The organism is Longimicrobium sp., from assembly GCF_048594345.1.
GTDB lineage: Bacteria > Gemmatimonadota > Gemmatimonadetes > Longimicrobiales > Longimicrobiaceae > Longimicrobium.
Window position 1 is genome coordinate 1 of sequence record NZ_JBMDXM010000155.1, and the last position, 10,698, is coordinate 10,698.

At 67.5% G+C, this 10,698-nt stretch carries 13 protein-coding genes; 12 read left to right on the forward strand and 1 reads right to left on the reverse strand.

Annotated features, from left to right (window positions below; all coding sequences use genetic code 11):
* The first annotated feature begins 241 nt into the window (after window positions 1-241).
* The 12 genes from ACOJUJ_RS16925 to ACOJUJ_RS16980 all read left to right on the forward strand — a co-directional run bounded on the left by ACOJUJ_RS16925 (window position 242) and on the right by ACOJUJ_RS16980 (window position 9,798).
* Entirely contained in the window at window positions 242-757 is a 516-nt protein-coding gene (locus ACOJUJ_RS16925; RefSeq protein ID WP_420128080.1) for a hypothetical protein, read from the forward strand.
* Window positions 754-1,938, forward strand: coding sequence for a hypothetical protein (locus ACOJUJ_RS16930; protein ID WP_420128081.1), 1,185 nt, complete (start codon window positions 754-756; stop codon window positions 1,936-1,938). Before ACOJUJ_RS16925 ends, ACOJUJ_RS16930 begins: the two co-directional genes overlap by 4 nt.
* Window positions 1,862-3,208: a glycosyl hydrolase family 28-related protein gene (locus ACOJUJ_RS16935; RefSeq protein ID WP_420128092.1), complete on the forward strand. Its 1,347-nt coding sequence runs from the start codon at window positions 1,862-1,864 to the stop codon at window positions 3,206-3,208. Before ACOJUJ_RS16930 ends, ACOJUJ_RS16935 begins: the two co-directional genes overlap by 77 nt.
* A 101-nt stretch (window positions 3,209-3,309) precedes the next feature.
* Window positions 3,310-3,783: a DUF2809 domain-containing protein gene (locus ACOJUJ_RS16940; RefSeq protein ID WP_420128082.1), complete on the forward strand. Its 474-nt coding sequence runs from the start codon at window positions 3,310-3,312 to the stop codon at window positions 3,781-3,783.
* Window positions 3,784-3,895: 112 nt separating this feature from the next.
* Window positions 3,896-4,336: a hypothetical protein gene (locus ACOJUJ_RS16945; protein ID WP_420128083.1), complete on the forward strand. Its 441-nt coding sequence runs from the start codon at window positions 3,896-3,898 to the stop codon at window positions 4,334-4,336.
* Window positions 4,337-4,413: 77 nt separating this feature from the next.
* Window positions 4,414-5,265 (forward strand): helix-turn-helix domain-containing protein, encoded by an 852-nt coding sequence (locus ACOJUJ_RS16950; RefSeq protein WP_420128084.1) that lies wholly within the window; start codon window positions 4,414-4,416, stop codon window positions 5,263-5,265.
* A gap of 655 nt (window positions 5,266-5,920) precedes the next feature.
* Window positions 5,921-6,568, forward strand: a complete 648-nt coding sequence (locus ACOJUJ_RS16955) for a hypothetical protein (RefSeq protein ID WP_420128085.1) — start codon at window positions 5,921-5,923, stop codon at window positions 6,566-6,568.
* A 36-nt stretch (window positions 6,569-6,604) separates the two neighbouring features.
* On the forward strand, window positions 6,605-7,096 hold the full coding sequence (locus ACOJUJ_RS16960) for an anthrone oxygenase family protein (protein ID WP_420128086.1): 492 nt from the start codon (window positions 6,605-6,607) through the stop codon (window positions 7,094-7,096).
* A 171-nt stretch (window positions 7,097-7,267) separates the two neighbouring features.
* On the forward strand, window positions 7,268-7,570 hold the full coding sequence (locus ACOJUJ_RS16965; protein WP_420128087.1) for a DUF3817 domain-containing protein: 303 nt from the start codon (window positions 7,268-7,270) through the stop codon (window positions 7,568-7,570).
* A gap of 46 nt (window positions 7,571-7,616) precedes the next feature.
* Entirely contained in the window at window positions 7,617-8,444 is an 828-nt protein-coding gene (locus ACOJUJ_RS16970) for an endonuclease/exonuclease/phosphatase family protein (RefSeq protein ID WP_420128088.1), read from the forward strand.
* A gap of 107 nt (window positions 8,445-8,551) precedes the next feature.
* On the forward strand, window positions 8,552-9,388 hold the full coding sequence (locus ACOJUJ_RS16975; protein ID WP_420128089.1) for a HipA family kinase: 837 nt from the start codon (window positions 8,552-8,554) through the stop codon (window positions 9,386-9,388).
* A complete protein-coding gene (locus tag ACOJUJ_RS16980; protein ID WP_420128090.1) occupies window positions 9,385-9,798 on the forward strand; it encodes a DUF3037 domain-containing protein in 414 nt (137 codons plus the stop codon). Before ACOJUJ_RS16975 ends, ACOJUJ_RS16980 begins: the two co-directional genes overlap by 4 nt.
* 75 nt (window positions 9,799-9,873) lie before the next feature.
* Here the strand turns inward: ACOJUJ_RS16980 and ACOJUJ_RS16985 are convergent.
* Window positions 9,874-10,643, reverse strand: a protein-coding gene (locus ACOJUJ_RS16985; RefSeq protein ID WP_420128091.1) for an IS5 family transposase whose coding sequence is annotated in 2 segments (ribosomal slippage) — window positions 9,874-10,310 and window positions 10,310-10,643 — 771 coding nt in all. Because the reading frame shifts where the segments join, the coding sequence is not laid out codon by codon here.
* Window positions 10,644-10,698: the final 55 nt, after the last annotated feature.

The window sequence follows — 10,698 nt, forward strand, 5'->3', positions numbered from 1 at the left end:
CTTTGACCACCCAACTGTTCGAGCTCTTGCGACCGCCTTCCGTAGGGCCACCCAGGCTGAGGGACGGTTTGGTCAACCACAGGATGAACGAGTTGACCCTACGAAGGTGAACTTAGCACATCGTCAACACACAAGGATGACAGCGATTCCCCATAAAAGCAGGTGACGTTTGGCAACACACCCTCTCGGGATCGTCTCGCTCTGAACAGGGATCACGCGTTTTCACTTCGTATCGCACCGCATGCCCCGCACGCCCGGCCTCACCCGCCTGACCCGCGAGCAGTTCCACGCGCTCACCCGGCCGCTGGTGGGCATGCCCGTCTCGCACACGTGGCGCGGGGCGGGATCGGCGGTCTGCCTGGAGCTGGGCGAGCTCACCACCTTCACGCGCACCGTGCGCAAGCTGGGTGAGGTGGAGTTCGTGCAGGGCGAGGCGAGCCTGATGGTGTACTGGAGCTGGCGGGTGGAAAGCCCGGGCGCCATCCAGTTCGGCAGCTGGAGCGAGGACCCGCGGATCACGCGTGGCATCGCGTCGCTGGAGGGGCACACGATTCTCGACGTCCAACTGGAGGGCCGCTTGCCGGAGTTGGTGCTGACGCTGGATGGCAAGCGGTGGCTGCACAGCTTCATGACGGCGGAGGGACAGCCGGAGTGGTCCATCCGCATGCTTGACAACGCCTGGCTCGGCGTGATTCGCGGCCACGTCTACCGCAACGCGTCGCGCTCGGAGCTGGCGGCGGCTGGAGCGCGAGGATGACGCGCACACCCGGCCGCACCAACCTCAGCCGCGAGCAGTTCCACGCACTCACGCGTCCGCTCGTCGGGATGCCCGTTTCCCACGCGTGGCGGGGATTCGGCTCCGCCATGTTCCTGGAACTGGGGGAGCTGACTACGCACACCCGCATCGATCGCAAGCGCGGCAAGGTGGTCGATACGCACGGCGAGGTGACGCTGATGCTGGAGTGGAGCTGGCGGGTGGAGAGCCCGGGCGCCATCCAGTTCGGCAGCTGGAGCGAGAACCCGCGAATGACGCGCGGGGTGGCGTCGCTGGAAGGCCATACCATTCTCGACGTCCAGCTGGAAGGGCGCCTGCCGGAGCTGGTGCTTACCCTGGACGGCAAGCGCTGGCTGCACACCTTCATGACGGCCGAGGGCCAGCCGGTGTGGGCCATCCGTCTGCGCGACGATGCCTGGCTGGGCGTCAACCGCGGCCACCTGTATCGCCAGGGGCCGGAGCGGGAGTGGCAAGACCAGGGGGACGCCGGCGGGGGCGTAGATACTCGGACTCGTCGGAACAGCGGCGTCCGCGCGGCGGGACGGGGAAGCCAGCACCGGGCGGCAGGGAACACGGTTCTCTGCCGCTCGCCGTTTATCGATGGATCCACGCGCGGTTGGTGTTTTTCGGGACGGGCTGGCGCGGGCGGAGGATGGGGATCGGCAACGAGCGGGAGCCGCGTCCCCGCCGCGGTTCGGCCCAACGAGGGCGGCGCGACATCCAGCCCGCAAGCGGAGGATGCAGATCCGCTTCGCCCTCTCCTCCTGCCGCTGTCCACCATCCTTATCGGCTGTCACTTTTACGACAAGTGCATCGTCTTCTATCTACAGATGCCTCCGCCCCCTCCGCTCACCCTGCGCGGGCGCGAGCCGCTGGAGGTAATGGGTAACCGCACTCCTTTGAACACGGTGATACGCAGGGTGAATTCGCGTAACCTGCTCACGGCCAGTGCGGCCTTCCGTCGCCTGCACTCAGGAAAGGACCACGATGCCAACCTATCTAGACGGCGTTGTCCGCGACGATGGTGGTGCGGTGTTCAACGTCAAGCACCCGGACCGGGCTGGGGGGGCGGCCGGCAACGGCAGTTTGGACGACACGGACGCGATCGAGAGCGCGATCAGTGCGGCCGCGACGGCAGGCGGCGGTATCGTCTTTCTGCCTAGGGGCACGTACAAGATCACCAGGACCCTGCTGATCCCCGCCGACGTTACGCTGCAGGGAGTCAGTAACTTTCGCTACGGGCAGGGATCTATCCTCCACTATGATCCTGAGACGGCGGGGGCAGCGGTCAGGATTGATCCGGCGAACAATGGGATCGAGGCCCGCAGCGCACCCAGAAATCTGCATATCTACACACCGTCCCTCAGCATGGCCACCGTTGGCGTGGATTGCGGAGGCTGCTACTCCCTTGACTTCGAGTTCGTTACCGTCAACGGCTTCTTCACGGGTTTTCTTGCAACGGAGTCCTTTTACACGACCTGGCGCAGGTGTGCGGTCCAGGGCAGACACGGGGGCACGGGGATCACGTCCGAGGGCAACTTCAACCAGAACGTGGTGAACAACTGCACGTTCATCGGACCGGCTACCCTGACAAATGGGACGCTGCAGCGCTGGACGCCGATCTCCATCCAGAAGAACGCGCTCAGCACCGCCGCATCCACCGGCTCCGTGATTCGCGACTCCGATTTCGCCGGCGGAGCAGCTTCGGGAACGGGTGCCGATGCCCGCTACTGCATTGACCTTGGCCCCAATTGCACTGGATTTCACGTCAGTGGCAATCGATTGGAAGCGAACGGGATCGGGTTCCTGCGGCAGGCGGACGCGAGCTTCGGGCTGACCATTGTGGGCAATGAGCTGGCGGGTAGTGACGGGAACCCCATTTCCAGAGGGATCGAGATCTCTGGCGGAGGCGTCGAGATCGGCCTCAACACGTGGTGGAACACCACTGAAGCCGTTCGTCTGACGGGCACCGCCCGACGGGTCCGGGTATCCCACCAGGAAACCCCTTACCGAACCAGCGGGGCGCCGCTGATCGTCACCGACAGCCAGGAAGACATCGAGCTCCCGGACGAGAGATGGAGGTTCATCGCCTCCAACCTTTCCACTTCCACGGTCACGGTAAAACAGGGTGACAACGTTCGGCCGATCAGCCTGACGCACTACAACCTCAAGACGGTTGGCGGGGACTCGGGAAGCTTTTCGATCTATCGGGGCCTGGAAGTCGGCGTGGGATACCGTTTTGCCGCGACCGCGGGAGCAAACTGCACCGTCACGCCCACGTCCACGGCCGGAGAGTTCGCCGTGGTCGTAGGCGGTGACTCGCTCACCTATTACCTTGCGTTCTCGGTCACGGGCACGGAGCTCACCCTTCGCGCGTCCGCGTCGGCGTCGGGCAACACCGAGCTTCGCGCGCACGTGATCCCGCTCACGTAGCGCAGACCCTCGTGGGGCCCTGACCCGCACCCGCGGGCCCGGGCCCCGCGGCGTTGGGATGCGCCTCTGTAACGTCTCGACGTCCGCCGGACGGACGGCCCGTGCGGCGTCTGGATCGCAGGCGCATCCGCACGCCTGCATGGCTCTCCATCTGCATGCCCGTTCCCATCCACCGTTCCCGCCCGCTGTACCTGCTGCTGGCCGCCGCGACCGTCGCGCTGGGGCTGGCGACACGGCGGTTTCGCGGCGTGCTGCCGCACGCGATCGCCGCGTACGCGGGCGACGTGCTGTGGGCGGCGATGGTGTACCTGCTGCTCGCGGCGGTCTGGAACCGGGCGGCCATCCGACTCGTGACGGCCGGGGCGGCGATTTTTTCTCTCGCCCTCGAGCTGTCTCAGCTTTATCATGCGCCCTGGATAAGCGCGGTGCGGCAGACGCGGCTGGGCGGGCTGGTGCTGGGCTTCGGGTTCCTGTGGAGCGACCTGGCCTGCTACGCCGCCGGAATTGCGCTCGCCGCGTCGCTGGACCTCGCAATCAGGCTCCGCTCCTCCCCACGCCCCGCCGTGGCGCGCTGATCCGCCCTTTCACCCGCGCGATCTTGCCGCGATGGAATTTTCCCGTAATCCCTATCCGGCCGTACGGCTGGAGCCATCCGGCCGCTGACTTCATGGAACGGGATGGATCCTGATGCGCCTGCTCCGGACGCTGACGATGATGGGCCTTGCCGGCGCGCTGGCGTCGTGCTTGGCGGGGCCGCGGCCCGTGCGCGGTCCCGTGCCGCTGGAATGGCGGGCGCTGGTGGGATGCTATCGCCTGACGCAGGGGCCGGCGGCGTGGACGTTCGCGCTGGATTCCGCCGCGTCGTCCAGCTCGGTACAAGGGGCGCGGGCCGCACGGTCGTTGTGGACGGCGCGGCCGGAGTATGCGCGGGAGTACTGGCTGGTCACGGACCGCAACACGCTGGTGTATGTGCTGCACGAGGGGCTGTGGGGGCAGGTGATGGAGTTCGCGGTGCGCGGCGACAGCCTGGCGGGCACGCACTACGTGTTCACCGACGTGGTGGGGCGGGAGCCCCCCCGGGTGCCGGCCGCCGCCGTGCGCGAGCCGTGTCCCGCCGGCGGCTCCTGACCGCGCCGTAGCCATCCACTCCGCGGCCCGCCTCCCCTCGCGGCCGCGCATCGCCACCCGCATCGCGGTTTCGCGTGATGGAACCTCCCTTTGGCGTCCAGACGTACCGCCCGCCCGCGGGGCACCCGCTGGAGCCGTGCATCCAGTACATCTTCCGGGTACGCCAGCAGAACCCCCACCGGCACGAGATCGTGCTGCCCAAGGGGAACGTGGACCTGCTGTTCAACATGGGACAGCCGGTGCACGGCGTGGGGCTGCTGGACGATCCGTACGTGACGCGGGAGGGATCGGTGTGGGTGGGCGGGCTGAAGACGCGGCCGTACGGGGTGCAGCCGCAGGGCTCCGTCGACCTGCTGGGCGTGAGCCTGCGGGCGGAGACCTGCGCGGGGCTGCTGCCGCTCTCACCCGCCGAGCTGCTGAACCTGGAGGCGCACGACCTTCCCTCGTCGACGGGTTTGCGCGCGCTGGGCGAGCAGCTTTACGACACGCCCGCGTTCGCGGACCAGTGCGCGCTGCTGATGGGATGGCTGATGCGGCGCCTGCGCCCGCCGCGGGGCGGGGACGTGGTGCGCCACGCCTGCACGCTGCTGCGCCAGTCGCCCACGGAGGACGGGGTGAGCGCCACGGCAAAGGCGCTGGCGGTGTCGCCGCGGCACCTGCGCCGGCTGATGGACGAGCACGTGGGGATCGGGCCCGCGCAGTACGTGCGCCTGTCGCGCTTTATCCGCGCCATGCACCAGGTGCCGGCCCTGGGGCGCACCCTCACCCAGATCGCCCACGCCAACGGCTACTACGACCAGGCGCACTTCTGCCGCGAGTTTCGCTCCTTTGCCCACATGACGCCCCAGGAGTACCGCGCCGGCGCCAACGGCCCCGTCCCCGGCCACCTCTACGCCGAAGCTCCCGAATTGTGGAATGCCACGCAGTAAACCGATGAGGGATAGCTTCGTATCCCCTGGTTCCGTGACGTGACCTGCGTGATCCGCGGCTGCGCCGGTCTTTGTGGATACAGACGTCGCGCACCACGGACTGTCATCTGGAAGGAGGCGCCGCGTGGAATCTGGCGTCGACTGTGAAATCGGCTGTCTGGATACCGTTTCTGCTAATTCGCTGTGCATTCGGGCCTTTGCAACTACATCTCACGCGGAGGCGCGGAGTACGCGGAGGCGCGGAGAAGCGTGATTTTCTCCGCGTCTCCGCGCCCTCCGCGTCTCCGCGTGAGCTCGGCAGTAGAACTCGGAGTGCACGTCGAATCATGGAAATGATGATGATACCGAATCCGCAAAGACATTGGGCACGCAGAGGAAGCGGAGGAAGCGAGAACTGCTCGTAGAAACCTCTGCTTCCTCTGCTCCCTCTGCGTGAGAATCTGCAGTTGGGGAATTACGGAGTGCATTTGCGGATCAGGTATGAGGCTCCTCCACGCCGCGCTCCCTCGGGAAGTGAACTTCTTCCGTTCTTCTTCTCGTGCCGGCTTCCACCTCAACAAGTCCGTTTTGTACAAGGCGAGCCCGCGGGGGCCGCATACATTCGGCGGCGACGCGCACATGGTGCGATCCGTTCCCTCAGCCGAATGACCGCACGATGCACGATCGATCCTCCTATCGCTGGCGCGCCGCGTTCCTGGCCGCGGGCGCCCTGATGCTCGCGGGCGGGCCGCGCCACCCCGGCGGCACCATGGCGCAAATGCTCTCGCACCCGGATTGGGTGTTCTCCCACACGATGATGCTGGCCGGCTTTGCCACGCTGCTGGCGGGGCTGCTGCTGGTGCGCGGCGCCGGGCCGCTGCCGCCGCGGACGGGGTGGTGGCTGCGCCTGGCCATCGCGGCCACGGCGCTGCAGACGTTTGAGTCCGTGCTGCACCTGGCGGCGTACGTGGACCACGACGCGCTGGTGGCCGGGCGCGGCACGCCGATCCTGTCCACGCACCTGGCGCTGGCGGTGATCGCCCATCCGGTCCTGGCGGCAGGCATCATCGGGCTCATCGTGGCGGCGGCGCGCGAGCGGGTGATCGGATCGCGGTGGATCGCGCCGATCGGCATCGCGGGTGCCGCGGCGCACGGGCTGGCCGCCCCGCTGGTGGTGGCCGCCGGCGACGAACGCTTTCGCGTCCTGTTTCCCGGCATCGCGCTGCTGGCGCTGTGGATGGTGATCGCCGCTCTGTGGCCCGCCCGCGCCGCCGCCCCGCTCCGTCACGCCGCCGCGCCCCGCCGGGCGACGGCTACGCGCTGAGCGTCTCATCCGCATTCCCTTAACCTCGAGCCGATCATGCTTAGCAGAACCAGGATCTCCATCTTCATCACGTTTCTCGTCGCGCTGGCCGTGTGGGTGGGTGGCGGCGTGTTCGACAGCATCTCCAGCCACCCGGCCTGGTACGCCAACCCGGCAACGTACGTCCGTGGGACCGTGGTGACGGAGGGGACCATCAACCCCTGGCCGTTCACCACGGCGGTGATGGCGCTCTGCACGCTGGCGGTGCTGGCGGCGTTCGCCAGGTACCGCGGACCCGGACGGCGCGAGGTGCTGGCCGCGGCGCTGGGAACTTTCGTCATCCTGGTGGCCACCGGCGTGTACTTTGTCCCCACGCTCATGCGCCTGGCGGACCATGCGGCGCTCAGCGACGCGCAGATCGCCTCCATGTCGCGGATGTGGATGGGACTCAACGTGATCCGCATCATCCTCGTGCTGGCGCTGTTCGTATACGGTCTGATCGGGCTCATGCGGATGGGGCAGCCGCGGCTGGAGCCCGCGCGGTCCTGAAGCGTATCGCCACGCCCGGAAGCAGAGCGGCTGAGGACGCGGTTCTCTGCCGCTCTGCTTTGTTGCATGACACCATCATGGATGGATTTTCCAGGACGGGTTGGCGCAGGCGAAGGATGGGGATAGTTTGGGGCCTGCGAAACAGACCGATGTTCCCGTTCTGGAGTGACCGTGTTCAACAACCCGCTGGACCGCCTTCGCATCGTGGGGATGATGGAGGGCGCCTCGTTCCTGGTTCTGCTCGGCATCGCCATGCCGCTTAAGTACCTTGCCGGCCTGCCGCTGGCGGTGCGCGTGGTGGGAAGCCTCCACGGCCTGCTCTTTGTTCTGTACGTGGCCGCGGTGCTGGGGGTAAGCGTGTCGATGCGCTGGCCGTTGCGGCGGGTGGCGGCTGCGCTGGTGGCGGCGGTGGTTCCCTTTGGCCCGTTCGTCTTTGACGCGCACCTGCGCCGCGTAACCGCCGCCGAGGCGTGAAGCGGATGATGCCGTGACCGCGGATCCCCATTGCCCAGCGTCCGTGATGATGAGGATCCGGCTGCACCGGGCGTTCGCGCTCGTCCTCGCGGCGCTGCTCGCCGGCTGCGCGGGGATCGGCCAGGGTGGCCGCGGCGGGGGCGAGGTGACGGTGCTGGTCTACAACATCCACGCGGGAACGGACACGGCGCGGCAGAACAACCTGGCGCGCGTGGCGGAACTGGTGCGTGGCACCGGCGCGGATCTGGTGCTGCTCCAGGAGGTGGACCGCAACACGCAGCGCTCTGGCCCGGCGGACCAGCCGGCGGTGCTGGCGCGGCTGACGGGGTACTCGGTAGCGTTCGGGCGGACGATCGGCTTTCAGGGCGGAGACTACGGCATCGCCCTCCTGTCCCGCTGGCCGATCCGGCGGGACACGCTGATCCCCCTCTCCGTGACCGCGCCGCCCGGCGGGACGACGGAAGGGCGCGAGCAGCGGGGCGTGCTGATGGCCGTGGTGGATGCGCCCGGCGGGCCGCTGGCCGTGCTGAACACGCACCTGGACGCGTCCGGCGACGACACCTGGCGCGCGCAGGAGATGGCCGGCGTGCTGCGGGCCGCGGCGACGGTGGATGCGGACGTGCCGCTGCTGCTGGGTGGCGACCTGAACGCGCTGCCCGAGAGCCCGCTTCACCAGACGCTGGCGGACGCCGGGCTTCGCGACGCGTGGTCGGGATGCGGTGTCGGAGACGCGCGGACCTTTCCCGTCAACGCACCGGCGCGGCGGATCGACTACCTGTACCTGCGCGGCGACGTACGCTGCGTGGATGCCCGCGTGCTCGCGGAGTACGCTTCGGACCACCGCCCGCTGCTGGTCCGCATCCGGCTGCGCTGAGGATGTGAGGGTGTAGGGGTGTGATGGTGTGATGGTGTCGCCTCAACCACTTCCTCACTCCCCCACTCCCGCACTTTCGCACTCCCGCCCTTTCGCACTTTCTTCGAATGCCGCACCTGCCCACCTACATCGCTACCCGCTACGTGCAGCCGCTGCGCGAAGGGGGCACCCTTCCCGCCGTGGTGGAGACGCACGGAGGCGGATTGTTCGTGGCCAAGTTCCGCGGGGCGGGGCAGGGCGCCAAGGCGCTGGTCGCCGAGCTGCTGGTGGGGATGATCGGCCAGGCGGCGGGGCTGCCTGTGCCGGAGCTGGCGCTGATCGAGCTGCTGCCGGACTTTGGGCAGACGGAGCCGGACCCGGAGATCCAGGATCTGCTCAAGGCCAGCGTAGGGATCAACGTGGGGATGCGCTACCTGGACGGCGCCTTCAACTTTCAGGCTGCGTCCGCGGGGGACCTGGTCACGCCGGAGCTGGCGGCGCGCGTGGTCTGGCTGGACGCGTTCACGACGAACCCGGACCGCACGGCGCGCAACCCCAACCTGATGGTGTGGGACCGCAAGCCGTGGCTCATCGACCACGGCGCGGCGCTCTACGCCCAGCACAACTGGCCCACCGTGGACGAGTCACGCACCCGCACGCCGTTTCCCCTCATCAAGGACCACGTGCTGCTGCGGATGAGCAGCGACCTGGAGGCGGCGGACGCGGAGCTTTCCGCGCTGCTGACGGAGCCCGTGCTGACGGACATCGTCGCGCGCCTTCCTGACGCGCTGCTGTCCGATCCCGCCGTCGTCCTGGACTTCGCCACGCCGGACGCGGCGCGCGAGCGGTACCTGGCCTACCTGCTGACGCGCATTGCGTCCCCGCGCGCCTTTGTCGCCGAGGCGACCGCGGCGAAATCGAAGGCCGTCAGCGAGCCTCCCCGCCGCCTGCACAGCCGCCGATGAACGACGCGCCCGATTCGCCGCGCTGGATTGCGTACAGCTTTGCCGTGCTGTGCGTGGTGCCGCACCCGCACTTGGGCACGGCCGTCCCCGTGGGCGTGATCCTGCACGCCCGCACCGCCCAGTTCATCGGCATCCGCGTCCTCACCGACCCCGCGGAACTGCAGTCCCGCGCGCCCGGCGTGGACGTGGAGCTGCTCTGCCGCTACCTCGATGGCCTCCGCAACGTTGCGGAAGGCGCGCCGGACGCCGGCCCCGTCGCCCTGCTCCCCACCTCCGAGCGCTTCCACTGGCTCACCGCCCCACGCAGCGACGTCCTGCAAACCGGCCGCGTCCACAGCGGGCTCGCCGAGGAGCCGGCGGCGGAGCTGGAGCGGCTGTTCGCGGCGCACGTGGGCGCGACTGTGGAATGAGTCGTGGGGAAACGGATCTGATGTCAGGCGGAGAGAAAAACGCAGATCTCTTAGAGCGTGTTTAAGAATCTGATATCATCCGATTCTGCGGACCATCACTTGGATCATCGCGAGGTAGATCATCCCCTCGCTTGAGGAGGTTAGTTCCTCATAATCCTTGCTCAACCGGCGATACTGATTCAGCCATGCAAACGTGCGTTCGACGATCCAGCGGCGCGGTAACAGCTGAAAACCCTTGACCTTGTCGCATCGTCGGATGATGTCCAGCAGCCAGTGTCCGAAGTACGCGCACCAGTAGACCAGCTCACCCGTGTATCCTGCATCCGCCCAGATGACCTGCAGGCGGGGGAAGCGCCCCCAGAGCTTGGAGAGCACCAGCGGTGCTGCCACACGATCCTGGAGCGAGGCTGCATGCACCACCACCGCGAGCAGCAATCCGATCGTGTCGACTACGATGTGGCGCTTACGGCCGTTGATCCTCTTGCCTGCATCGAACCCACGGGGCCCCCTTTTTCCGTCGTCTTCACGGACTGGCTGTCCATGATGGCGGCGCTGGGGGTGGGCTCTCGGCCCGCTTCGATCCGGGTGCGTTCTCGCAGCGAGTCATGGATGGCCGCAAGCGTTCCATCCTTGCTCCAGCGGTTGAAGAACCCGTAGACGGACTCCCAAGGTGGGAAGTCATGCGGCAGCAGCCGCCAAGCGCCTCCTGCCCGCGTGTGGTAGAAGAGCGCATTGAGGATCTCGCGCAGGCTGTGCTTGCGCTTACGCTCCACGTGAGGCAGGAGTGGCTTCACCACGTCCCACTGCGCGTCTGTTATGTCGGTTTGGTAGGCTCGTCTGTCCATGAGCCCACAATATAGGTAGAGCTAGTTCACTTTGTACAATTCTTAAACACACTCT